We start from the raw sequence: 22,952 nt of genomic DNA, 5'->3' as shown, positions 1-22,952 counted from the left end.
CCTGAGAGGATGCCAGACCCGTGGCCCGTGCGCAGGAGGTGGTGCCCAGCGAGTCGCACCGATCTGCTCCCATGCGGACATCGTCTGCCCGCTGAGGGTCACTCGACAGGCTTGGCGTGCGTCATCTCGGTGGGGCGGTGCACGGAGGTGATCTCGACGAGGCTCGACTCGGTGACGGTGGCGTTGGCACCTTTCTGGCGCACCGTCTCGACGATGCCGCCGGGGATGGTCATGGCCGATGACAGGGTCTTGGAGTCACCGATCACCTTGACCACCAGCGGACGGCTCACCGGGGTGCCATCGACGACGAGGTCGCCGTTGCGGTCGCCGATGAACGACGAGGCGACGATCCGCACTCCGCCGACGTCGATCGACTCCGCACCGGCGTCGCGCAGCTCCTGGATGAGGTCGAGGACGATCGGACCGTTGACCTGCCGGTCCGGGTCGGTGATGCGCAGCGTGATGCCGGGCCCCTTGGTGGCGATCGTGCCGGCGAGGATGCCCAGCGTGTCGACCCGCTTCTGCGCCTGCTCCAGGGCTTCGCCGGCCGTTCCCGTTCCGCTCTTGAGCCGGTCTCGGGTGGTCTCGAGCTCGCGGACCTGCTGGTCGAGTCGCGACGATCGCGCGGACACGTCGTCGAGCACGCGAACGAGGTCGGACTGGCTCAGCTCGTCGAGCCCGCGCTGGTTGGTCAGCTGCACCTGGGCGGCGATCGCGGCCCCGAGCAGGATGGCCAGGATCGCGGCCAGCAGGTTGGCCCGGGTAGCTCGCGGCCGGCTCATCTTGAACAGCCGGCCCCAGGCGTCCTTTCCCTCGACGGGTGGGCGCGGGCTCACCAGCTCGCGTGCCTCCGGAGAGGTGAAGTCGGGGTCGGCGCCGTCGTCCGGCTCCGTGCCGAAGACGGGGGCCGGCGGCGCGGGCGCGTCGGCATCGTCGCCGGCCTCGACCTCCTCGACCTCCGGTTCGACGGCCTCGACCTCGTCGACGGGGTCGACGTCATGGTCCTGCTTGCGATCGGCCATCGGTCAGGCCCTGAAGAGATGGCGCCGGATCGAGGCCACGTTGGAGAAGATGCGGACCCCCAGCACGACCACCACGCCGGTGGACAGCTGCGCGCCGACGCCGAGCTGGTCGCCCAGGAAGACGATGAAGGCGGCGACGACGACGTTGGACAGGAACGACACGACGAAGACCTTGTCGTTGAAGATCCCGTCGAGGATGGCGCGGATCGCGCCGAAGACGGCGTCGAGCGCGGCGATGACGGCGATCGGCAGGTAGGGCTGCAGCCACACCGGCACCGACGGATCCAGGAAGAGCCCCACCGCGAGTCCGGCCAGGAGGCCGAGAACTGGGATCACGAGGGACGCTCCTGACTGGTCGGTGGTGCGGGAGTGTCGCTCCCGGTGGATCCCGAGCTCCGCTGCGGGTTGGTGGTGCCCTGCTGCAGCCCCGGCACGCTGGGCGCGGACGAGCCTACGGTCGGCCCGACCGGTTCCGCGATCTCGAGCCGGGCCGCCGAGTCGGCCGGCACGGTCAGGTTGTCGCTCCCTGCGAGGATCGAGCGGATCTTGAACTCCTCGGTCAGCTGCGAGAGGTAGACACCCGCGAACGAGGGCTCGAAGAGCTGCTGCATCGCCTGGCTGTCGCCGAGTGCGGTGATGACGTAGGGCCGTGCCAGCGGCCGGAAGTCGACGATGATCGCCTGTCCGGCGAAGCGGATCGCCGCGGTCGAGCTGAGCCTGTGGCCGTTGATCGAGATCGCCTCGGCGCCGGCCCCCCACAGACCGTTGACGACGATCTGCAGGTCGGCAGAGGTCACGCGCCCCGCCTCGAAGCCGCCGCTCGGGCGGATGCCGGCATTGGCGTCGGCCACGGTGGAGGCGGCGTCGTCGAGCGTCAGGGTGAGGCCCGGCCCCTTGAGGGCCACGGCTCCAGCCTGCACCTCGAGGCTCTTGATCGCGGCGGTGAGGTCTGCACCGCCCGACTGCTGCAGCGCGAGTGCCTCGTAGTCGCGCACCTGCTTGCCGAGGGCCGCGGCCTTGGCCTCCTGCTGCACGCCGTGCTCCTGGAGCGCCTCGATGCGGGTCACCAGCTCGCCCTTGACCGCTGCTGCGGCGGTCGGCTTGGGCCGCAGCGACTGGGCGGCGACGGCGAAGAGGAAGCCGGTGAGGATCGCCAGCACGACGACCAGGACGGTGCGGGTCGAGGTCGCCCGGGGAAGCCCTGCCGCGACCCTGCGGTCGGCGGCCTCCTGGTAGCCGGCGTCGAGGGGCCGCTCCATCATCGTGGTCAGCAGCGTCATCGACGCATCCGGGCGGCGGGCGGGCGTCACGGGGTGGCCACCCGGGTGCGTTGCGACAGCACGATCCTGGCGTGGACGGCATACAGCACGGCCGCGAGCCAGTAGAGGACGACACCCCACCACGCGAAGCCCCAGCCGACGGGCCTGGCGATGTCGCCCACCCAGTCGTCTCGGTGGGCCAGCAGGAGCAGCGGGAAGGCGTACAGCAGGTTGAAGGTCGCGGCCTTCCCGACGAAGTGCACGGGCAGGCCGACCTGACCCTTGGACTTCAGGTAGACGAGCATCAGCGCCATGACGGCCTCGCGGGCGAGGAGCACCACGACGAGCCAGACCGGGATGATCTCGCGCCAGGCCAGCCCGACGAGGGTCGTGAGGATGTACAGGCGGTCGGCGATCGGGTCGAGGAACTGCCCGAGCCGGCTCTCCATGTTGAACTGGCGGGCGATCTTGCCGTCGAGGTAGTCGGTGACGCCGGAGAAGAGCAGGAGCAGGAGGGCCAGACCGTCGTGCTCCGCCAGGATGGCCCAGAGGAAGACCGGGACGCCGAGCAGGCGGAGCACCGAGAGCACGTTGGGGATCGTCAGCAGGCGCTCCGACACGACATGCCGCTCCCCCGCGTTCTCGACCTCCACGGCGGCAAGCCTAACGGCCGCACCGGGTGGCCGCCGCGCACGGTCCGCATCGATCCGGACACGGCCGCCCGACCCGAAGGTCGGTGGCCCGTCGGTGGCCCGTCGGTGGCCCGTCGATGGCCTCGTGCGCCTCTGGCACACTCGGGCGCATGTCGGGCGGACACCCTCACGCGCACGCTCACGGCGGACCCCACGGGTCCGTCGCCGTGAGCGTGCTGTCGCGCGTCGCGATGACGCTCCTGCTCGTCGTCGCGGCCGCGGCGACGGTCTTCGGCCTCGTGACCCACTGGCCGGGCGACACCCGCGCAACCAACCAGGTCGGCACCGCCGACTACGCGGCCCCCGGCGTCACGTTCCCGGTGGCCGAGGTGGTGAAGGTGCTCCCACTGTGCGAGGGAGCAGACGCCACGACCGGGGCGAAGCCGGCGCCGGGACAGGGCGGCGACGTCGTGTCGTCGGACGCGACCTGTGGCGCCATGACGGTCCAGCTGGAGCAGCCGTCGGCGACGTCGGGCGACGTGCGGCCCACGGTGTCCGTGTCGATCCCCCCGGCGGTGTCCACGTCGGGCCTGCAGCAGGGCGACACCGTGCAGCTGCTGCGCATGCCGACCGAGAAGGGTCAGCCCGAGGCGTACTCGTTCCTGCAGGTGCAACGCGGTGCGCCCCTGTCGCTCATGCTCGCGCTGTTCCTCGTCGTCGTGGCGGTCGTCGCCCGCTGGCGTGGGGTGCTGGCCCTGGTCGGGCTCGGAATCGGTGGCCTCGTCGTCGTGAAGTTCATGCTGCCGGCGCTGGTGTCCGGGCAGTCGGGCCTGCTCGTGGCCCTCATCGGCTCCTCGGCGATCATGTTCGTCGTCCTCTATCTTGCGCACGGCCTCTCGATCCGGACGAGCACCGCACTCGCTGGCACGCTGTTCGGCGTCGCGATCACCGCGGGGCTCGGCCTGCTGGCCGTCGACCTCGCGAGGCTCAGCGGGGTCGCCGACGACGAGGGCGCCCTGCTGGCCGGGTTCGTCACCTCCATGAAGCCGCAGGAGCTGCTCACCTGCGCGATCATCGTCGCCGGCCTCGGGGTGCTCAACGACGTGACCATCACGCAGTCCTCCGCCGTCTGGGAGCTGCGGGCCGCCGCGCCCTCGCTCGGACGTCGTGACCTTTTCCGCTCGGGCATGCGCATCGGTCGCGACCACATCGCGTCGACGATCTACACGATCGTCTTCGCGTATGCCGGCGCGGCCCTTCCCGTGCTCCTGCTCCTCTTCCTGTACGAGCGGCCCGTGCTCGACCTGCTCCAGACGGAGTCGATGTCCGAGGAGATCGTGCGCACGCTGGCCAGTGCGATCGGGCTCGTGCTCGCGGTGCCCGTCACCACGGCGATCGCCGTCCTCACGGTGGGTGCGGCCCAGGAACCCGTCGCAGCTCGGGGTGCCGAGACGCACGAGCCGGACGGCTCCATCCCCGTGCACGCGCACGACGAGCGGAACGGACCCACGGCTGCCGACCTGATGACCGCGGCGGGCGGTCCCCGTCCCCCGACGACCAGAGCCGAGGCCCGCGCCCGCATGTCGCGCACCGGCTCATAGCCTTTGCCTGACCGGGGCGTCCGCCTCAGATGCCCGAGAAGCTCGCCGAGGCGGGCGTGCTCGCCACTCCGCCGCGAACGCTTCGCACGTAGAAGGTCGAGGTGCCGTTCTTGGTGCCCGTGACGGTGACCCCAGAGCTGCACGCGGTCCAGCTCGTGGCTCCGGGAGGGCTGGCACCGTTGGTGACCTGGCACTCGTAGGTCAGGCCTGCCACCGGCACCCAGGTGGCGGTCACCCCGCCGGGGATCGGCACGACGACGAGCATCGTGGGCGTCGTCGGTGTGACGGTGACGGCGAACGACTGCGACTTCTGCGCCGCGGGGGCGTATGCCGCGTCACCGGGCTGGTCGGCGAGAACGACGCAGGTGCCGCCACCGACGAAGGTGACCGTCGAGCCGCTGACCGTGCACACGGAGGTCGTTCCGCTCGAGATGCTGACGGGCAGGCCTGAGGTGCTGGAGGCCGTCACCGTGTAGATCGCACCGCCCGCAGCGGCGCTGGTCGGCGCGGTCGACGTGATCGTGATCGACTGGGCGGCCTTCACCACCTGGAACGACTGGAGCTTCTGGGCGGCGGCCGCATAGGTCCCGTTGCCGGGCTGGTCCGCCTGGATCGTGCAGGTGCCTGCGCCGACGAACGTCACCGTCGAGCCGCTGACCGTGCAGACGGACGACGTGGCCGAGGAGAACGTGACGGCGAGGCCTGACGTCGCGGTCGCGGCGACCGTGTAGGTGCCGCCGCGGGTGGCGTTCGTGGGGGCGGCAGAGGTGATGGTGATCGCCTGGGACGCCTTGGCCACGGTGAACGACTGGGTTGCCTGGGTAGCGGGGGCGTATGCCGCGTTGCCGGCCTGGTCGGCCAGCACGGTGCACGTCCCGCTGCCCACGAACGTCACTGTCGACCCGTTGACGCTGCACACGGCGGAGGTCCCGGACGTGAACGTGACGGGCAGGCTCGACGTCGCGCTGGCAGCGACGGCATACGTCGGGCCTCCCACGGTCTCGCTGGTGGGCGCCGACGACGTGAACGTGATCGTCTGCGTCTGCTGGTTGACGACCTGGCTCAGCGCGGACGAGGTGGAGGCCGCGAAGGGCGCCGAACCGGCATACACCGCGGTGATCGAACGGGTGCCGGTGGACCCGAACGTGGTGACGCACGTGGCGACGCCGGAGCTCAACGTCTGGCTCCCGCCGGAGCAGGAGATGGCGGAGCCACCGGAGCGGAAGGCCACCAGGCCCGACGGCGCGCCGGATGCCGCGGCGACGGTCGCCGTGAACGTGACGGGCTGACCGACGAGGCTGGGACTGGCCGACGTCGTGAGCGCCGTCGTGGTCGCGATGATCTGCAGCACGGTCACGGAGTTGCTGTCGGCGCTCGTCGCCGTCCAGCCGGAGCGCAGTGCGACGACCGTGTAGCGGTAGGTTCCGTCGGGAACCGCCCCGTCGACGCACGAGGTCGTGGTGACCGGGGAGGTGGCGGACGTGCCGCAGGCCGCGACGGCAGAGCTCGTCGCGGTGTCGGTGCGAATCACGCGGTAGCCGCCGGGCGACACTCCGGTCGTCGGGGCGCTCCAGGTGAGCGAGACGCTGGTGCCCCCGTTCGGGACCGAGGCGTTCACCGCGGTCGGCGCCGAGAGGGTGCTGGTGCTCCCCGAACCTGTCCCGGAGGCCGCGGCGACCGCGGCCTGTGTCCAGAAGGCGTAGCTGGGAGCAGAGATGGTCATGAGGGCCAGGAACAGCACGCCGACGCGCAGGGCGCGAACGCCGCGGCTCGGGGCCGCGCGACGCTCGCGCCTGTGGCGAAGAGTTGCTCGGAGCATCAGCTGGTCGCCGTTCCCGACCAGACCAGGCTGAAGGACTTGCCCTTGCAGACGTCCTGGTTGACTGCCGGCAGGTTGCGCAGACGAATGCGCGGGTTCGTGGCGCCCTGCTCGGCGAGGACGACGCTGCGTCCCGCGGGGATCGTGATCCCGCGACCCGAGCCCATGCTGACCTGCTGGATCTCGAGGTTGGTAGCGGTGCGGCAGCCAGGAGGGGTGCTGTCGGCGGCGACCGACAGCACCAGCGAGGTCATCCGGATGGCGACGCCGTTCGGGTTGTGCACGGTCACGGCGACCGGTCGCCACAGCCCCGGAGCCAGACCCGTGACGCTGCCGGTGACGGAGAACGGCAGACCGACGGCGGCGCCCGCCGACCCGAGACCGACCGAGGTGGTGAGACCGCCCTCGGCGGACGGTGCCATCGGCTTCACGGCGCGGCCCGATGCGCCCGGCTGGGCCGTGACGGAGGGGACTGCGTCGGAGGGGACTGCGGCGGAAGGGACGGTGGAGGGAACGGTGGAGGGAACTGCGGCGGAGGTGCCCGTGGCCACGCCGGGCATCCCGTGGACGGCCACGACGAGGGCGACGACGAGCGCGAGCAGCAGCAGCGCCGCCGGCTTGGCCTTCGTCCTCGTCTTCATGGATCCTCCGGTGTCGTTGCTGTCGTGGGTGCCGGGCGCCTCGCGAGCGAAGGGATGGCCGCCGGTCGAGACCGACGACCATCCCTTCCTGGATCAGCTGGCGAGGTAGTGAACCGTCACCTTCGCGTTCTGGCAGGCGTTCTGGTTGGTGTTCGCCTTGTTGTTGAACTGGAGGCTGAAGTCGACCGTCGTCGTGCCAGCGGGCGCGAGGTCCTTCGCGACCAGGTCGAGCGAGACCGCGCCGGCAGCGTCCACGGGGGCCGCGGCGCCCTTCAGCAGGTAGTCGGTGCCGTCGCAGCCGCTCTTGTCGGTCGTGACGTACGCCTTCAGCGCGGAGACGGTGTAGTTCTCGGTGCCGTTGTTCTTGACGGTCGCCGTGATGGTCTGAGCGCTGTCACCGGGGAACATTGCCGTGGCGGTTCCGCCCGTCACGGCGAAGACGCTGCTCGCCCCGTCACGGGTGGTGGCGGCACTCGAGCCGCCGCCGGCGGACGTCCAGTAGGCATACGCCCCACCGGCGGTCGCGAGGCCGAGGACACCCGCGGTGACGATGGCTGCGGCCTTCTTCTTCGAGCTCTTCTTCTGCTTCTGCGTGCCCATGGGGATCCGGGACCTTTCTTTACCGTTTCTTGGTGATCTGTTGGTCTGGACCATGCCATTCCAAATCACCGCGCAACGCTCAAGTCGGGCAAAGTTGCACATTCCTTGCGGATCACTTGTGCAAGTTCGGGTGCTCTTGCACCCGCGGCCGGGTTACCTTGCGCCAGAGGCGGATTCGCTCGTGCGGGTTGCGGTGCCCGCCCGGCAGGAAGCAGGGCAGGCACCCGCAACACGCCATCCGCCGAGTACGCCTGTGGTGGCGGTGGGGGCGGGATCGTCACGTGTGACGTCGCGGGCTGGTCGATCGACGGGACGACGAAGGGGCCTGCCGGACGACGTCGTCGTTCCGGCAGGCCCCTTCGTGTCGGTCGGGCTGACAGGATTTGAACCTGCGACCCCTTGACCCCCAGTCAAGTGCGCTACCAAGCTGCGCCACAGCCCGTTTGCCCCGTGGGGCGAACGAGACGAAACCTTAGCGCACCGTGTGCCGCCCGTCCCAATCGGCCCACCTGGGCGGTCGGCGTCAGCGCCGACGCTTCTCGCGAACGCGCACGGAGACCTCGATCGGGGTGCCCTCGAAGCCGAACTGCTCGCGCAACCGGCGCTCGATGAAGCGCCGGTAGCCGGCCTCGATGAAGCCGGAGGCGAAGATCACGAACCGCGGTGGACGGGTGGACGCCTGCGTGGCGAAGAGGATGCGCGGTTGCTTGCCGCCCCGGATCGGGTGCGGGTGCGCGGCGACGATCTCGCCGAGGAACGCGTTGAGGCGACCCGTCGGGATGCGGGTGTCCCAGGACTCGAGGGCCGTCTCGATGGCGGGCACCAGCCGGTCCATGTGGCGTCCGGTGCGTGCCGACACGTTGGCCCGCGGAGCCCACGGGACCTGGACGAGCTCCTTCTCGATCTCGCGCTCGAGGTAGTAGCGACGCTCCTCGTCGAGCGTGTCCCACTTGTTGTAGGCGATGACCAGGGCGCGGCCCGCGTCGATGACCTGCTGCACGACGCGTACGTCCTGCTCGGCGATCGGCTCCTCGGCGTCGATGAGCACCACCGCGACCTCCGCCTTCTCGAGGGCGGTCTGGGTGCGCAGGGAGGCGTAGAAGTCGGCGCCACGGGACTGGTGCACGCGGCGTCGGATGCCGGCCGTGTCGACGAAGCGCCACGTCTTGCCGCCGAGCTCGATCATCTCGTCGACGGGGTCGCGGGTCGTGCCGGCGACGTTGTCGACGACGACGCGCTCGGACCCCGCGAGGCGGTTGAGCAGGCTGGACTTGCCGACGTTGGGCCGGCCGATGAGGGCCACGCGACGCGGGCCGCCCTGGGCGTACGCGCCGTGCGCCGAGACGTCGGGCAGGACCTCGAGCACTGCGTCGAGGGCATCGCCGCTGCCGCGGCCGTGCGCGGCCGACACCGGCCACGGCTGTCCGAGCCCGAGGCTCCAGAGCATCGCGGCGTCGGCCTCGCCGCGCTGGTCGTCGACCTTGTTGGCGACGAGGACGACCGGCTTGCCGGAGCGGCGCAGCAGCTTGACGACGGCCTCGTCGTCGTCGGTGGCGCCCACGGTGGCGTCCACGACGAACATCACGACGTCGGCCAGGTCGATGGCGATCTCGGCCTGCTCGGCGACGCGCAGGCGGATGCCGGTGGCATCCGCCTCCCAGCCGCCGGTGTCGACGATGGTGAAGCGGCGGCCGCCCCACTCGGCCTCGTAGGACACCCGGTCGCGGGTGACCCCGGGCACGTCCTCCACGACCGCCTCGCGGCGGCGCAGGATCCGGTTCACCAGGCTCGACTTGCCCACGTTGGGGCGACCGACGACGGCCACGACCGGCAGCGGCCCCTGCTCGGCGGCGTCTGCGGCATACGGCCCCGCGGCGTCGAGCAGGGCCTGGTCCTCGGGGCTCAGCTCGAAGTCGTCGAGCCCCGCTCGGAGCGCGCGCTCCACGGAGGCGTCGTCGACGGCGGGGGCGGAGGTCGAGATCGGAGCGCCCTCATCGATGGGGCGGGCGGTCTCGTCAGTCACGGTGTCCTCGAATCAGTGAACGTCTGTTGACGCACCATTCTCCACCCGCGAACGGCGTACATGTGACGCGAGGGCGTCGCGCAGCTGCTCGCTGGCCAGTCTGAGCCGGTCTCGGCCCGGCACCGCCGGGTCGATGACGAGCCGGAAGGTGTCACCGAAGTCGACGAGGAGGCGGGAGCGCAACGAGGGCCAGTCGTCCTTGCCGGCACCCGGCACGCGTGTCCCGAGCACGGCGACCGGGACGATCTGGGCCTCCGTGCGGAGCGCGATCCACGCCGCCCCCGCGTTGACCTGCTGCACCTCGCCGTCACCACGGTTGCCCTCGGGAAAGATGCCCACCGCTCCCCCGCGCTCGAGGACGGCAGTGGCGGACGCCAGGGCCGCGCGGTCGCCGACGCTGCGGTCGATCGGGATCTGCCCGACGTTGCGGATCGTCCACCCGAAGAAGCCCGAGAACGCCTCCTGCTTGACGAGGAAGCTGACCGGGCGCGGTGCCAGCCCGAAGACGAGCGGGCCATCGAGGAACGCCGCATGGTTGGCCACCAGGATCACGGGCCCGGTCACGGGCACGCGCTCGGGGTGCAGGGCGGCGCCGCGGTAGAAGGTGCTGAAGATGAGCTTTCCGATCGGGCGGCCGATCCGGGCCCGGTTCGGGTGAGGAGCGACCGGCTGGCTCATCCGCGTGCCGCCTCGACCACCTGGAGCACTGCCTCGACCGAGCCCTCGAAGTCGAGGTGGGAGGTGTCGATGGTCGTCACCCCGTCGGCGGCGACGGTGAACTCGGACACGGCCGAGTCGGCCTTGTCACGGTCGACGATCTGCGAGCGGGTCGCCGCGACCGCGTCGGCGTCGGCCGCACCGTGCAGCTCCTTCGAGCGTCGAGCGAGCCGAGCCTCCTCCGAGGCGGTCAGCAGGATGCGCACCGGGGCGTCGGGCGCCACGACCGTCGTGATGTCGCGACCCTCCGCCACGACGCCGCCGTTGGCGCGCCCGGCGTCGGAGATGAGGCGCCGCTGGAGCACGCGGAGGATCTCGCGGACCGGGATCACGGTGGCCACGGCCGAGACGTTGGTCGAGATGCGCGTCTCGCGGATCGCGGCAGAGACATCAGTGCCGTCGACCTGGACGGTCGGGGCGTCGGGGTCGGTGCCGATCGAGAGCGGGAACCGCTCCGCGGCCGTGGTGACCGCCCCGGCATCCGCGAGGTCGACAGCCTCGTGCAGGCACCACCAGGTGAGGGCGCGGTACATCGCGCCGGTGTCGAGGAAGCCGTAGCCGAGGGACCGCGCGACCTGCTTGCTGACGCTGGACTTGCCCGAGCCCGAGGGGCCGTCGACCGCGATGACGAAACCGGACAGGTGCTCCTCGGGGCTCTCAGACATGCGCCCGAGGATAGTGCCTCGTCGCGAGCCGCCCGACCGGTGACCGGCGGCCGCCGCACCCTGCGCACCACCCTCAGGGGGTCAGTCGTGCAGTCTCCAGCCGAGGCGCGTGAGCTCGGCCCGCAGTGGCTCCACGGACGCCGGCACGACCGAGACCTCGGCCACGCCGACAGCCTGGCCGAGCCCGTGCTCGAGGTGCAGGTCCTCGAGGTTGATGCCGGCGTTGCCCATGTCGCCGAACAGCCGCCCGAGCGAGCCGGGCTCGTCGGGCACGATGACCGACACGACCTCGTATGCCGCGGGGGCAGCACCGTGCTTGCCGGGGATGCGCGCGTGGCCGAGGTTTCCGGCCTCGAGGACCCGGCTCAAGGTGCCGAGCGACCCTTCGCCGTCGGATTCGACGAGCGAGTCCAGGGCGCCGACGACGTCGTCGACCTGGTCGCGGACCTGGCGCAGGACGTCGCGCACCGCGGGCGCGTTGCCGGCGAGGATCTGGGTCCAGAGACGGGGGTCGCTGGCGGCGATGCGGGTCACGTCGCGCAGGCCCTGCCCGGCGAGGCCGACGGCCGACTCGGGAAGCTCGCGCAGGCACGCGGCGACGATGCTCGCAGCGAGCTGCGGCACGTGTGAGACGGCGGCCACGGCCTCGTCGTGCTCGTGGGCGGGCATGACGCGCACGGCACTCCCGACCGCTGTCGCGATCTCGCGCACGCGCCGGATGGCTGCGTCCGTCGAGGCCTCGTGCGGCACGACCACCCAGGCCCGACCGTCGAAGAGGTCGCCGCGGGCTGCTGCGGTGCCGGATCTCTCGCGTCCGGCCATCGGGTGCGAGCCGACGTAGCGGCTGGAGTCGGCGCCCGAGTCGAGGACGTCGGCCAGCACCGCCTCCTTGACCGAAGCGACGTCGGTGACGACGGCGTCGGGCCACCGGTTGAGCGCGGCGACGACCGTCTTGGCCGCCACGTCGGGCGGCGCGGCGACGACGACGACGTCGGGGGCGTCGGTGTCCTCGTCGGCGATCGCTCCGGCCTGCAGGTCGCGGGCCAGCCGCATGGCTGTCGGCGACGGGTCTTCGAGCGAGACGCGGAAACCGTTGCCGGACAACGAGATTCCGAGGCTGGCGCCGATCAGGCCAACCCCGATGATGCGGACGTGCGTGGTCACCCCGTCAGCGTAGCGATGCTGCCGCGTCGTCGACGGGACGTCCGGCTCAGAGACCGGCGGCCTTGTAGAGCGCGCCGATCTCCGCCTTGTTGAGACGCCGCGTGCGCCCCGACTTGAGGTCGGCGAGGCGGATCGGGCCGACCTCGGTGCGCACGAGCTCGACCACCGGGTGTCCGACCGCCTCGAGCATGCGTCGCACGACGTGCTTGCGTCCCTCGTGCAGCACGACCTCGACCATCGCCTTGCCCGGCTGGTGGTCGACGATGCGGAACGAGTCGACGGTGACCGGACCGTCGTCGAGCTCGACGCCCTCGCGCAGGCGCTTGCCCACGTCACGCTGCACCGGCCCACGGATCGTGGCGATGTACGTCTTCAGGACGCCGTATGCCGGGTGCTGCAGGCGGTGGGCGAGGTCGCCGTCGTTCGTGAGCAGCAGCAGACCCTCGGTGTCGGCGTCGAGGCGACCGACGTGGAAGAGGCGCTCCTCCCGGTTGCCGACGTAGTCGGCGAGCGAGATGCGGCCGAGCTCGTCGTGCATGGTGGTGACGACGCCCTTGGGCTTGTTGAAGGCGAGGTAGACGCGGTCCTCGTCGAGGTTGACGCGGACCCCGTCGACGTGGACCACCTGGGTGCGCGGGTTGATGCGCACCCCGAGCTCGGTGACGACCTGCCCGTCGACTTCGACGCGGCCCTGCTCGATGAGGTTCTCGCAGACGCGGCGTGAGCCGACTCCCCCGGCGGCCATCAGCTTCTGCAGCCGGACGCCCTCGGGGTCGTGGACGTCGATCTCGGGTGTCGCCCGGCGCTCCGGCAGCTTCGTGGGCTGGCTCGCCTTCGTGGAGCCGGCGAACCGTGGGCCTGCGGCCGCACCGCCCTTGCCCGCCCTGCCGCCGCGGGCTGCGCCGCTGCGGGTCGGGGCTCCTCGGCCCTTGGCGCCACCTGCCGGTGAGCCCTTCTTGCGGGGCTGGCGGGGGGACCTGGAGTACTCGCTCATGCGTGTCCTTCCTCGATGAGCTCGTCGATGACGTCGGCGTCCGGCAGGTACGGCGCGAGGGCCGGGAGGTCGTCGATCGACGAGAGCCCCATCCGCTGCAGGAAGTAGGGGGTGGTGCGGTAGAGGACGGCGCCGCTCTCGCCGACGTCTTCGACCTCCTCGATCAGGCCTCGGGACGTCAGGGTGCGCACGACCCCGTCGACGTTGACGCCGCGGACGGCGCTGACGCGGGCGCGCGACACGGGCTGGCGGTAGGCGATGACGGCAAGCGTCTCGAGCGAGGCCTGGGTGAGCTTGGCCTGCTGGCCGTCGAGCACGAACTTCTCGACGACAGGCGCGAAGTCCGAGCGGCTGTAGACCCGCCAGCCCCCGGCCACGCTGCGCAAAGTGAACCCGCGTTGCGCGGCGGCATACTCCTCCTCGAGGGCCTCGAGGTGCCCGCGGACGTCGTCGACCGGCAGCTCCAGGGCCGACGCGAGCGCGACCTCGGTCACCGGCTCGTCGACGACCATGAGCACGGCTTCGAGAGCCGATCGGGCGCCGCCCGGGAAGTCGTTGATGTCGAAGGCGATCTGCTCGTCGGCACCCTCGCGGTCGTCGAGCACCGGCTCGTCGGTCGCGTCGGGCCCCTGCGCCGACTGGTCACTCATCGTCTGTTCCTCCTCCGAGGGCAGCGGATCCACCCACGTCGTTCCGTGCCGTGTCGTGCTCTGCCGCGCCGGACCCAGGTGCATCGGACCCGGGCGCCCCGTCCTCTGCGTCGTCCTCTGCGTCGTCCCCTGCGTCGTCCTCTGCCCCATCGTCCGCCTCGGCGGGCTCGCCGTCGACCTCGTCCGGCTCGTCGAACTCGTCGTCGATGGCGACGTCACCGTCGTCGGTGCCGGTCCAGCGGATGTCGAGCTCACCGAGCGCCTCGGCCTGCTCGAACGCGATCGCGGCCTCCTTGAACAGCTCGAGGAGTGCCAGGAAGCGGGCCACGATGACCAGGGTGCTGTCGGCGTCGGCCACCAGGCTCCGGAACGACACCTGGCCCCGGCTGCGCACCCGCTCGACGATGATCGCCGCCTGCTCGCGCACGCTGACCTGGGGCGCGTGCAGGTGGTCGAGACCGACGGTCGGCGGGATCTTGGGCGTCATCGCGCGGGCGGCGATCCGCGCGAACTGCTCTGGTGTGACAGCGATGATGAGCTCGGGGAGCAGGCTCGTGAACTCCGCCTCGAGGCCGGCCTGCCGTGGCGTGATGCGCCCGGCGGTGGCCATGCGGTCGCGGAAGGTGTTCGCGATCTCCTTGTACGCGCGGTACTGGAGCAGGCGCGCGAAGAGCAGGTCGCGGGCCTCGATGAGGGCGAGGTCCTCGTCGTCCTGCGGCCCCGACTGGGGCAGCAGCCTGGAGGCCTTGAGGTCGAGCAGGGTCGCCGCGACGAGGAGGAACTCCGACGCCTGCCCGAGGTCCCAGTCGGCGTCGGCGGCCTGGGCGGCCTTGATGTGTGCGACGAACTCGTCGGTGACCCGGGCCAGCGCGACCTCGGTGATGTCGAGCTTGTGCTTGCTGATCAGGCCGAGGAGCAGGTCGAAGGGGCCCGAGAACACGTCGAGGTGGACCTCGAACGGGACAGCCGAACGTCGCGTGATGACGCCGCCTGGGACGAGGTCGTCGCTCGCCCTGCTGGGCGGTCCGGCGTTGGCGGCAGCGGCGGTCTCGTCGGGCCCGCGGCCGGGCTCGGTGTCCGCGTCGGCCGCAGGTGCGGTGACCTGCTCGTTCATCGGCCCGCCCGAGGGCACGCCGGCGTGGGGGTCGACCGCGCCGCGGTCGACGGTGTCCTGCCCGACCATCAGCTCACTGCGGATCAGGCTGCGCCACCGCGCGAGATCAGCTCGCGGGCGAGCTGGCGGTAGGCGTTGGCGCCGGAGTGGTCGGACGAGTAGGAGGTGATCGGCTCGGCGGCGAGCGTCGCGTCGGGGAACTTCACCGTGCGGCTGATGACGGTGTGGAAGACCTGGTCGCCGAAGTGGTCGACGACCGAGCGCACGACCTCGCGGCTGTGCAGCGTGCGGCTGTCGTACATCGTCGCGAGGATGCCGTCGACCTGCAGGCGCGGGTTGAGGCGGTCGGTGATCTTGTCGATGGTGTCGATGAGCAGCGCCACGCCGCGCATCGCGAAGAACTCGCACTCGAGCGGGACGATGACCCCGTGCGCCGCGGTGAGGGCGTTGACGGTGAGCAGGCCGAGCGACGGCTGGCAGTCGATGAGGATGACGTCGTACTCGTCGACGACGGGTCGCAGCACACGGGCCAGGATCTGCTCGCGGGCGACCTCTCCGACGAGCTGCACCTCGGCTGCCGACAGGTCGATGTTGGCCGGCACGAGGTCGAGGTTGGCCGTGCGGGTCGGCTGGATGACGTCGTGGATCTCGTGGCCACGCTCGATGAGGAGGTTGTAGATCGTCGTGTCGAGCTCTTGGGCGTTGACGCCCAGACCGACCGACAGGGCACCCTGCGGGTCGAAGTCGATGACGAGCACCTTGCGCCCCAGCTCGGCCAGCGCCGCACCGAGGTTGATCGTCGTCGTGGTCTTGCCGACGCCGCCCTTCTGGTTGCACATGGCGATGATCCGCGCCGGGCCGTGGCTCGAGAGGGGTGCCGGGTTCGCGAAGTCGGGCAGCGGGCGCCCGGTGGGCCCCATCGCGCCGGAGCCGGCCGTCTCGGTGCCGGGGAGCTGGGCGACGGGGACGGAGCTGAGGGTGGGGTGGCGAGGCGGGGCGGGGTCTTCGGACCGCACGGACTGCATGCTCTGCTGTGACTCCTCGTTCACCGGGTGTTCCACTCCGCTCGGCGTTGCCGCTGGGATGCTGCGGTCAGCCTCTCGCTGATCAGGTGTGACCCTATCAGCGGGCACGGGGGTGGGCGCCCGCATACACCTCGCGAAGGCGGTGCACGGAGACCATCGTGTAGATCTGCGTCGTGGTGACCGAGGCGTGCCCGAGCAGCTCCTGCACGACGCGTACGTCGGCGCCCCCGTCGAGCAGGTGGGTGGCGAAGGAATGGCGCAGCGTGTGCGGTGACACGTGCTCGAGGTCCGCGCGGGTGGCCGCACGCTGGATGATCGCCCACGCCGACTGGCGTGAGAGCCGGGCGCCGCGCTGGTTGAGGAAGAGCGCCGGACCCCCTCTTCCGTGCGTGGCCAGGGCCGGACGGCCCCTGACGAGGTATGCCGTCACCGCCTCGAGCGCGTACCGGCCGACCGGGACGACCCGCTCCTTGCCGCCCTTGCCCTGCAGCCGGACGGAGCCGACTCCCCCACGCGATGGGGCGCCTGCCACGGGGTCGGTCGGGTCCGCGCTCTCGATGTCGTCGACGTCGAGGCCGACGGCCTCGCTGATGCGCGCGCCCACGCCGTACAGCACTTCGAGCAGCGCCCGGTCGCGGAGCGACTCGGGCGTGTCGCCGACCGACGCCGCCGCGAGCAGCCGCTCGACGGCCCCGACGGGGATGGCCTTCGGGAGGCGCGCGGGTGGCTTGGGCGGGGCGACGTTGGCGGCAGGGTCGCCGGCCACCTCGCCCTCGAGGGCCAGGAAGCGGTGGAAGCCACGCACGGCCACGAGCGTGCGGGCCGCCGAGGACGCCGCCAGGCCACGCTCGCGGAGCGAGGCGAGGAAGTCGGCGACGTCGGTCTCGGCGACGCGTGCAGGGTCGTCGATGCCCTTGGCAGCCAGGAACGTGCAGTAGCCACGCAGGTCACGGGCGTAGGACTTCAGCGTGTTGTCCGAGGCGCCCTTCTCCACGCGGACGTGGTCGAGCCACCCGCGGACGTCGCGCTCGAGGCGCGTGGCCCGTGCCGCGGGTGGCTCGGTGGCGACCGGCTGGGTCAGGACAGGGCCTCGTCGAGGCTGACCGCCGACATGCCGTGCGCCTCGGCGACGCCTCCGTAGGTGACGTGGCCGTCGTGGGTGTTGAGCCCGAGGCCGAGGGCGTGGTCGGTGCGCAGGGCGTCACGCCACCCCTGGTTGGCGAGCTTGACGGCATACGGGAGCGTCGAGTTCGTCAGGGCGTACGTCGACGTGTTGGGCACGGCCCCCGGCATGTTGGCGACGCAGTAGAAGACCGAGTTGTGCACCATGTACGTCGGGTCGGCGTGCGTGGTGGCGTGGCTGTCCTCGAAGCAGCCGCCCTGGTCGATGGCGATGTCGACGAGCACCGAGCCCGGCTTCATCTGCGACACCAGCTCGTTGGAGACGAGCTTGGGCGCCGCGGCACCGGGGATGAGCACCGCGCCGATGACCATGTCGGCCTGCAGCACCTGCTCCTGGACCGTCAGCTTCGACGACGCGAGCCCGTGGACCTGGTTGTCGTAGCGCCAGAACGACATGCGCAGCTTGTCGAGGTCGGTGTCGAGCAGCGTCACGTCAGCGCCCATGCCGAGAGCGATGTTCGCGGCGTTCTGGCCCGACACGCCAGCGCCGAGGATGACGATCTTGGCGTTCGCCACGCCGCCGACGCCGCCCATGAGCACGCCCCGCCCGCCCTGGGCGCGCATGAGTGCGTGCGCGCCGACCTGGGGTGCGAGGCAGCCGGCCACCTCGGACATCGGGTACAGCAGCGGCAGCGCGCCCGAGGTGAGCTGCACGGTCTCGTACGCGATGCCGGTGACCTTGCGCTTGACGAGCTCTTCGGTGAGCGGTTTGTCGGCGGCGAGGTGCAGGTAGGTGAAGAGGGTGAGGCCCTCTCGCATGCGGTGGTACTCCTCGGCCACGGGCTCCTTGACCTTGAGCACCATGTCGGCGTCGCCCCACACGTCGTCGGCCGAGCCGATGATGCGAGCGCCCGCTGCGACGTAGGCGTCGTCGCTGATCTGCGACCCGACGCCGGCGTCCTTCTCGACGAACACCTCGTGCCCGTGGTCGGTGAGCTCGTGCACGCCGGACGGGGTGATGGCCACGCGGTACTCGTGGTTCTTGACCTCGCGAGGGATGCCGACCTTCATGCTGTTGCACTTCCTTCCGGAATGTCGCCGCCGGGCTCCGTTGCCGTGGCGGACGAGGGTCCCTCTCGGGGCCGCGAGCCAACTGTATCCACGGCCGTCACGACCAGGTCACGTCCTCGCGCAAGTCCCGCCGGGCCGTCTGCCGTCCCTGGCGGAGTGTGCGAACCCGGCCCGTGCCGGCCGGCTCTCGGCGTCCCCGACGCCGGGACTCCGCGCCGTCGACCATCGCGACCATCGGGGCGCGCACGCCGACGCGGCTCGCGACGTGCTCCTCATGGTGCTGCTGATCGCGGTGTTCGACACCATGGGACCGTGAAGCTCTACGCAGACACCCCTGCCCGCCGCACCCGACAGATCCTCGCCGACGTGCTGATGCTCCTGTGGATCGGCGTCTGGGTGTATGCCGGACGCCAGGTCCACGACACCGTGCAGGGCCTGCGGGGGCCCGCCGACTCGATCACGTCGGCGGGACGGTCGGTCAACGGTGCCCTCACCGGCGCCGGCGACCAGGCCGGCCAGATTCCCCTCGTCGGTGACCAGTTGAGGACGTGGCTGACCCAGGCTGCCGGTTCGGGCACGACGCTCGAGCGGGCGGGCACGTCGATGGCCGGCACGGTCGAGACGCTGGCGCTCGGACTCGGTCTCGCGACAGCCCTCGTCCCGATCCTGCTCGTGCTCACGGTGTGGCTCTGGGCCCGGGTTCGCTTCGTGCGCAACGCAACCCGCTCGCAGCGATTCATCGACGCGGGCGAGGACCTCGACCTGTTCGCCCTCCGGGCCATGGCGACGCAGCCGATGGGCGCTCTCGCGAAGGTGTCCGACGACCCGGCAGGAGCCTGGCGCCGTCGCGACCGCGACGTGATCCGTCAGCTCGCCCTGCTCGAGCTGCGCGACCAGGGCCTGCGCCCCCACCCGGCTACTGAGCCCGACGCTCCCCACCCATCGAGTGCTCAGTTCCCGACGCTCCCCACCCATCGAGTGCTCAGTTGCCCACGTCGGAAAGTGAGCGCTCGATGGGCTTCTCGGCGAGAGCTCGGCTCCTGACGTCGTCGATGGGGCACTCGACTGGGGTCTCAGGTCGAGGGGGTCAGCTCTCGGCGTCGGTGCGGCTGACGACCGGGGCGAGGTCCTCGGCCGGGGGCGCCCACGTGTCGGCAGCGGCCGGCACCTGCTCGCCGCTGCGGATGTCCTTGACCTCGTCACCCGACTCCCCCGCCCCGGGGAACCAGACGTACGGGATGCCCCGGCGCTCGGCATACCGGATCTGCTTGCCGAACTTGGCGGCCGAGGGGGCGACCTCGCACGCGATCCCCCTGCGGCGCAGGGCCGTGGCGACGGCAACGGCGTCGTCACGCGACTGGTCGTCCTTGAGGGCGACGAGCGCCGCCGCCGGAGTCGAGCGCGAAGCGGTCACGAGCCCGCGACCGATGAGCAGGCCGAGGATGCGCGTGACGCCGATCGAGATGCCGACGCCCGGGTAGGTGGTGCGGCCGTCGCTGGCCAGCGCGTCGTAGCGACCGCCGGAGCAGAAGGACCCCCACGACTCATGCCCGACGAACTGGGTCTCGTAGACGGTCCCGGTGTAGTAGTCAAGACCGCGCGCGATGCGAAGGTCGGCGACGAGCTTGCCTGGCGCGTGGGCCAATCCAGTGCGGATGACGTTGGCGAGCGACTCGAGCCCCTCCTCGAGAAGGGGGTGCTCGACGCCCAACGCGCGCACCTGCTCGACGAAGCCGAGGTCGGTCGAGCGGATCTCGGCGAGGGCCAGGCACTGGTCGGCCTGGGCGTCGGTGGCTCCCGCCTCGAGAAGCATCGCCTTGACCTTGTCGGGGCCGACCTTGTCGAGCTTGTCGACGATGCGCAGGGTGCCGATGACGTCGGTGATGCCGATGCCCTGGTAGAAGCCGTTGGGGATCTTGCGGTCGTTGACCTGGATGATGAAGTCACCGACGGGGAACTTGCTGAACACGTCGGCGATGACGAGCGGCATCTCCGCCTCGAAGTGCGGCGAGAGCTCACCGACGTCGACCACGTCGATGTCGGCCTGCGTGAACTCGCGGTAGCGGCCCTCCTGCGGGCGCTCTCCGCGCCACGCCTTCTGGATCTGGTAGCGCCGGAAGGGAAACGAGAGCTTGCCGGCGTTCTCGAGCACGTAGCGCGCGAACGGCACCGTCATGTCGAAGTGCAGACCCCAGCGCGCGTCGTCGTCGCTGCCACCGGCCAGGCGCGAGACCGCGTAGATCTCCTTGTCGGCGTCCTCGCCCTGCGAGCTGAGCCGCTCGATCGGCTCGATGGAGCGCGTCTCGACCGAGGAGAAGCCGTGCAGCTCGAACGTCTCGCGGATGACGTCGAGGAAGCGCTGCTCGACGATGCGCTCGGACGGGAGGTACTCGGGAAAGCCACTGATCGGCAGGACCTTGGTGGCCTTGGGCTGCGGGGTGCTCACGCGGACAAGTCTTTCAGGTACGGGTTGGTGGCGCGTTCGTGGGCCATCGTCGTCGCCTGGTAGTGGCCGGGCAGCACGAGTGTGGTGTCGGGAAGGGGCAGCACGACGTCGCGCAGGCTGCGCTGCATCGCAGCCGCGTCACCTCCGGGAAGGTCGGTGCGCCCGATGGAACCGGCGAAGAGCACGTCGCCGGTGACCATGGTGCGGTCGACGTCGACCTGGTCGCGGATGCCGTCGGGCACTCGGTCGAGACCGAACATCACCGAGCCCTCGGTGTGCCCCGGCGCGTGCAGGACGTCGACGTCCATACCGGCCAGGGTGAGCCTGGTGCCGTCGACGATCTCGACGACGTTCGTCGGCTCGCTCCACTGCGCCGCGGTGCCGAACTGCTGCTCGAGCATGGCGACCAGGCCCGGGTTGCTCCGTGCCAGCAGGTCGTGGAGCCGGTAGCGGTCGTCCGGGTGGATGTACGCCGCGGTGTCGGCACCGCACACCGGCGTCACCGAGTAGACATGGTCGACATGACCGTGCGTGAGCAGGACTGCGGCGGGACGGAGGTGGTGCTCGCTCAGCACCTCGCGCAGGGTCTCCTCCACCCCGACACCGGGGTCGACGATGAGGCACTCCTCCCCTGCCCCGGGCGCCAGGACGTAGCAGTTCGTGTCGAACGCCTGGGCGGGGAACGCGATCGTCAGCACGTTCGGAGCCTAGCCACGGGGGCGTGTGCGGGGCACACGGCATACGTGGTCGGGAGACCCATTCCCTGATTGCGTATGCCGTGTGGCGGGCTTCCGGGCGTAAATCCGCCCGTCAGAGGGGAGTTGTCACGGACTCGTGACCCGTCCCGCTGCGTACGCACCGCAGTCGTTCCATAAAATGACCGAACGCCCGGGGACAGCCCATGCGGCCCGTACGAGGAGAGGTCAGTGACCAAAGAGCAGGAACGCGCACGTGCGCGCCGCCGCCACGAAGAGCAGCAAAGGACAGCGAAGCCGTCGGTGAGCGACTCGACGCGCGACAAGCAGGTCTTCGGCGTGATCTTCGCGGTCATCCTCGTCATCGCCGCCGTGATCGTCGTGCCGAGGTTCATCGGCAGCTCCGACACGCCCGAACCCGCGGCAGCGTCCTCGACCCCGGGTGCCACCTCGACGCCGAAGGGCACCTCGACCGGCGGCCTGCAGGCGGGCCAGAAGCTGGCTGCCGGCTGCTCCGCTCCGCCGGCCAACCAGACCAGCCCCAAGCAGCAGACCACGGTGCCTGCCAAGGCGACGGCTGCCGGCAAGACGTTCGTCGCCACGGTGAAGACGACCTGCGGCGACCTGGTGCTCGACCTCGACGGAACGAAGGCACCCCAGACGGTCGCCTCGTTCCTCAACCTCGCCAAGACCGGCTACTGGGCGCCGAGCCCCTGCCACCGTCTCACCACCGAGGGCATCTTCGTGCTCCAGTGCGGTGACCCCACGGGCACGGGTTCGGGCGACCCCGGCTACCAGTTCGGCATCGAGAACGCTCCGGCCAGTGGCAAGTACCCGCGTGGCACGCTGGCCATGGCCCGAGGCCAGGCCCCGGACACCAACGGAGGCCAGTTCTTCATCACCTACAAGGAAACCCAGTTGCCCACCGACACCGGCGGCTACACGATCTTCGGAAAGGTGACCAAGGGCATGGACATCGTCGACAAGATTGCGGCGGGCGGCCTGGTCACAGCAGGCCAGCCGACGCCAGTGAACCCGATCAGCATCCTCAGCGTCAGTGTGACGGAGAAGAAGGCATGACCGACATGAACCAGCCCGAGTCCGACGAGACCACCGGCACCGAGGTCCCGGCCGTTCCCGCGGACACATCCGAGACGCCGACGCCGGTAAACGATGCCGCGGCGGCAGCCACCGCGGATGCCGTCGCGTCCGTGGCCGCGACCGAGTCGGGCGACGCGGTGGAGGTCGCGGCAGCCGAGGCCGATGAGTCTCACGAGCCTGCCGCCGAGGCAGCTGCCGAGTCCGGTGCCGATCAGGCTGCCTTGGTGGCGCCCGAGACCGAGCAGGCCGCCCCCGTGGCCGAGCCAGAAGCAGCGGCACCCGCGGTCACAGAGCCGGTCGTGGAAGGGGCGGCAGCTGAGTCCGGACAGGTCGCCGTCGGGGAGCAGCCTGCTCCCGTGGTGGCGCCCGAGACCGAGCAGGCCGCCCCCGTGGCCGAGCCGGAAGCAGCGGCACCGGCGGTCACAGAGCCGGTCGCAGACGAGTCGGCCGCTGAGCCCGCTGCCGAGTCTGCCGAGTCTGCCGAGTCTGCCGAGTCTGCCGAGTCTGCCGAGTCTGCCGAGTCTGCCGAGTCTGCCGAGTCTGCCGAGTCTGCCGAGTCTGCCGAGTCTGCCGAGTCTGCCGAGTCTGCCG

The 22,952-nt window shown here is 70.9% G+C and carries 22 protein-coding genes, 1 tRNA gene and 1 pseudogene; 4 read left to right on the top strand and 20 right to left on the bottom strand.

Annotated features, from left to right (window positions below):
• Positions 1-98 precede the first annotated feature (98 nt).
• The 4 genes from AB4091_RS11945 to AB4091_RS11930 are packed head-to-tail and all read right to left on the bottom strand — an operon-like array spanning position 99 to position 2,934.
• Complete coding sequence (locus AB4091_RS11945; RefSeq protein ID WP_442291969.1) at positions 99-1,022, bottom strand: DUF881 domain-containing protein; 924 nt, start codon at positions 1,020-1,022, stop codon at positions 99-101.
• Positions 1,023-1,025: 3 nt separating this feature from the next.
• Complete coding sequence (locus tag AB4091_RS11940; RefSeq protein ID WP_442291968.1) at positions 1,026-1,358, bottom strand: small basic family protein; 333 nt, start codon at positions 1,356-1,358, stop codon at positions 1,026-1,028.
• On the bottom strand, positions 1,355-2,302 hold the full coding sequence (locus AB4091_RS11935) for a DUF881 domain-containing protein (RefSeq protein WP_442291967.1): 948 nt from the start codon (positions 2,300-2,302) through the stop codon (positions 1,355-1,357). Before AB4091_RS11935 ends, AB4091_RS11940 begins: the two co-directional genes overlap by 4 nt.
• Before the next feature lie 26 nt (positions 2,303-2,328).
• Positions 2,329-2,934, bottom strand: coding sequence for a CDP-alcohol phosphatidyltransferase family protein (locus AB4091_RS11930; protein ID WP_442291966.1), 606 nt, complete (start codon positions 2,932-2,934; stop codon positions 2,329-2,331).
• A gap of 206 nt (positions 2,935-3,140) precedes the next feature.
• Between AB4091_RS11930 and AB4091_RS11925 the strand changes: the two genes are divergently transcribed.
• The gene (locus tag AB4091_RS11925) at positions 3,141-4,514 is read left to right on the top strand and encodes a YibE/F family protein (RefSeq protein WP_442291965.1); all 1,374 of its coding nucleotides are present in this window, start codon (positions 3,141-3,143) and stop codon (positions 4,512-4,514) included.
• A gap of 25 nt (positions 4,515-4,539) precedes the next feature.
• Here the strand turns inward: AB4091_RS11925 and AB4091_RS11920 are convergent, their stop codons facing one another.
• The 14 genes from AB4091_RS11920 to ald all read right to left on the bottom strand — a co-directional run bounded on the left by AB4091_RS11920 (position 4,540) and on the right by ald (position 18,119).
• Positions 4,540-6,333: an Ig-like domain repeat protein gene (locus tag AB4091_RS11920; protein ID WP_442291964.1), complete on the bottom strand. Its 1,794-nt coding sequence runs from the start codon at positions 6,331-6,333 to the stop codon at positions 4,540-4,542.
• On the bottom strand, positions 6,333-6,974 hold the full coding sequence (locus tag AB4091_RS11915) for a hypothetical protein (RefSeq protein WP_442291963.1): 642 nt from the start codon (positions 6,972-6,974) through the stop codon (positions 6,333-6,335). Before AB4091_RS11915 ends, AB4091_RS11920 begins: the two co-directional genes overlap by 1 nt.
• 93 nt (positions 6,975-7,067) lie before the next feature.
• Positions 7,068-7,574, bottom strand: coding sequence for a hypothetical protein (locus tag AB4091_RS11910; RefSeq protein WP_442291962.1), 507 nt, complete (start codon positions 7,572-7,574; stop codon positions 7,068-7,070).
• A 368-nt stretch (positions 7,575-7,942) separates the two neighbouring features.
• Positions 7,943-8,016 (bottom strand) — tRNA-Pro (locus tag AB4091_RS11905).
• Positions 8,017-8,097: 81 nt separating this feature from the next.
• Positions 8,098-9,597, bottom strand: a complete 1,500-nt coding sequence (gene der, locus AB4091_RS11900) for a ribosome biogenesis GTPase Der (protein WP_442291961.1) — start codon at positions 9,595-9,597, stop codon at positions 8,098-8,100.
• Positions 9,598-9,609: 12 nt separating this feature from the next.
• The gene (locus tag AB4091_RS11895) at positions 9,610-10,275 is read right to left on the bottom strand and encodes a lysophospholipid acyltransferase family protein (RefSeq protein ID WP_442291960.1); all 666 of its coding nucleotides are present in this window, start codon (positions 10,273-10,275) and stop codon (positions 9,610-9,612) included.
• Positions 10,272-10,979, bottom strand: a complete 708-nt coding sequence (gene cmk, locus AB4091_RS11890) for a (d)CMP kinase (protein ID WP_442291959.1) — start codon at positions 10,977-10,979, stop codon at positions 10,272-10,274. Before cmk ends, AB4091_RS11895 begins: the two co-directional genes overlap by 4 nt.
• An 81-nt stretch (positions 10,980-11,060) precedes the next feature.
• Complete coding sequence (locus AB4091_RS11885; protein WP_442291958.1) at positions 11,061-12,143, bottom strand: prephenate dehydrogenase; 1,083 nt, start codon at positions 12,141-12,143, stop codon at positions 11,061-11,063.
• Between the two features lie 46 nt (positions 12,144-12,189).
• Entirely contained in the window at positions 12,190-13,137 is a 948-nt protein-coding gene (locus AB4091_RS11880; protein ID WP_442291957.1) for a pseudouridine synthase, read from the bottom strand.
• A complete protein-coding gene (gene scpB / locus AB4091_RS11875) occupies positions 13,134-13,787 on the bottom strand; it encodes an SMC-Scp complex subunit ScpB (protein WP_442291956.1) in 654 nt (217 codons plus the stop codon). The genes AB4091_RS11880 and scpB overlap by 4 nt, the downstream gene beginning before the upstream one ends.
• Positions 13,780-14,970, bottom strand: coding sequence for a segregation and condensation protein A (locus tag AB4091_RS11870; RefSeq protein WP_442291955.1), 1,191 nt, complete (start codon positions 14,968-14,970; stop codon positions 13,780-13,782). Before AB4091_RS11870 ends, scpB begins: the two co-directional genes overlap by 8 nt.
• Positions 14,971-14,984: 14 nt before the next feature.
• Positions 14,985-15,821: a ParA family protein gene (locus AB4091_RS11865; RefSeq protein WP_442292296.1), complete on the bottom strand. Its 837-nt coding sequence runs from the start codon at positions 15,819-15,821 to the stop codon at positions 14,985-14,987.
• A 202-nt stretch (positions 15,822-16,023) separates the two neighbouring features.
• On the bottom strand, positions 16,024-17,007 hold the full coding sequence (xerD, locus tag AB4091_RS11860; protein ID WP_442292295.1) for a site-specific tyrosine recombinase XerD: 984 nt from the start codon (positions 17,005-17,007) through the stop codon (positions 16,024-16,026).
• Positions 17,004-18,119: an alanine dehydrogenase gene (gene ald / locus AB4091_RS11855; protein ID WP_442291954.1), complete on the bottom strand. Its 1,116-nt coding sequence runs from the start codon at positions 18,117-18,119 to the stop codon at positions 17,004-17,006. The genes xerD and ald overlap by 4 nt, the downstream gene beginning before the upstream one ends.
• Positions 18,120-18,431: 312 nt before the next feature.
• On the opposite strand from ald, the gene AB4091_RS11850 reads away from it, so the two are divergent.
• On the top strand, positions 18,432-19,163 hold the full coding sequence (locus AB4091_RS11850) for a hypothetical protein (protein ID WP_442291953.1): 732 nt from the start codon (positions 18,432-18,434) through the stop codon (positions 19,161-19,163).
• A gap of 43 nt (positions 19,164-19,206) precedes the next feature.
• On the opposite strand, the gene hisS is transcribed toward AB4091_RS11850, so the two are convergent.
• A complete protein-coding gene (hisS, locus tag AB4091_RS11845) occupies positions 19,207-20,565 on the bottom strand; it encodes a histidine--tRNA ligase (RefSeq protein WP_442291952.1) in 1,359 nt (452 codons plus the stop codon).
• A complete protein-coding gene (locus tag AB4091_RS11840) occupies positions 20,562-21,263 on the bottom strand; it encodes an MBL fold metallo-hydrolase (RefSeq protein ID WP_442291951.1) in 702 nt (233 codons plus the stop codon). The genes hisS and AB4091_RS11840 overlap by 4 nt, the downstream gene beginning before the upstream one ends.
• 300 nt (positions 21,264-21,563) lie before the next feature.
• Here AB4091_RS11840 and AB4091_RS11835 point away from each other — a divergent pair, with 300 nt between their 5' ends.
• Together AB4091_RS11835 and AB4091_RS11830 are read left to right on the top strand one after the other, a co-directional pair.
• On the top strand, positions 21,564-22,340 hold the full coding sequence (locus tag AB4091_RS11835) for a peptidylprolyl isomerase (protein ID WP_442291950.1): 777 nt from the start codon (positions 21,564-21,566) through the stop codon (positions 22,338-22,340).
• Positions 22,337-22,952: pseudogene (locus tag AB4091_RS11830) on the top strand (hypothetical protein); the annotation flags it as partial. The gene AB4091_RS11835 and the pseudogene AB4091_RS11830, both read left to right, overlap by 4 nt.

The organism is Terrabacter sp. 2RAF25 (genome assembly GCF_052115265.1).
GTDB lineage: Bacteria > Actinomycetota > Actinomycetes > Actinomycetales > Dermatophilaceae > Terrabacter.
The sequence above is the reverse complement of the archived record's forward strand: the minus strand, read 5'-3'. Positions and strand labels throughout refer to the sequence as shown.

Bases quoted from the DNA above. Each gene is read 5' to 3' on its own strand.
- AB4091_RS11945 (WP_442291969.1), bottom strand. From the start codon at position 1,022: ATGGCCGATCGCAAGCAGGACCATGACGTCGACCCCGTCGACGAGGTC.
- AB4091_RS11935 (WP_442291967.1), bottom strand. From the start codon at position 2,302: ATGACGCTGCTGACCACGATGATGGAGCGGCCCCTCGACGCCGGCTAC.
- AB4091_RS11920 (WP_442291964.1), bottom strand. From the start codon at position 6,333: ATGCTCCGAGCAACTCTTCGCCACAGGCGCGAGCGTCGCGCGGCCCCG.
- AB4091_RS11915 (WP_442291963.1), bottom strand. From the start codon at position 6,974: ATGAAGACGAGGACGAAGGCCAAGCCGGCGGCGCTGCTGCTGCTCGCG.
- AB4091_RS11910 (WP_442291962.1), bottom strand. From the start codon at position 7,574: ATGGGCACGCAGAAGCAGAAGAAGAGCTCGAAGAAGAAGGCCGCAGCC.
- AB4091_RS11895 (WP_442291960.1), bottom strand. From the start codon at position 10,275: ATGAGCCAGCCGGTCGCTCCTCACCCGAACCGGGCCCGGATCGGCCGC.
- cmk (WP_442291959.1), bottom strand. From the start codon at position 10,979: ATGTCTGAGAGCCCCGAGGAGCACCTGTCCGGTTTCGTCATCGCGGTC.
- AB4091_RS11880 (WP_442291957.1), bottom strand. From the start codon at position 13,137: ATGAGCGAGTACTCCAGGTCCCCCCGCCAGCCCCGCAAGAAGGGCTCA.
- scpB (WP_442291956.1), bottom strand. From the start codon at position 13,787: ATGAGTGACCAGTCGGCGCAGGGGCCCGACGCGACCGACGAGCCGGTG.
- AB4091_RS11870 (WP_442291955.1), bottom strand. From the start codon at position 14,970: ATGGTCGGGCAGGACACCGTCGACCGCGGCGCGGTCGACCCCCACGCC.
- AB4091_RS11865 (WP_442292296.1), bottom strand. From the start codon at position 15,821: ATGGGGCCCACCGGGCGCCCGCTGCCCGACTTCGCGAACCCGGCACCC.
- ald (WP_442291954.1), bottom strand. From the start codon at position 18,119: ATGAAGGTCGGCATCCCTCGCGAGGTCAAGAACCACGAGTACCGCGTG.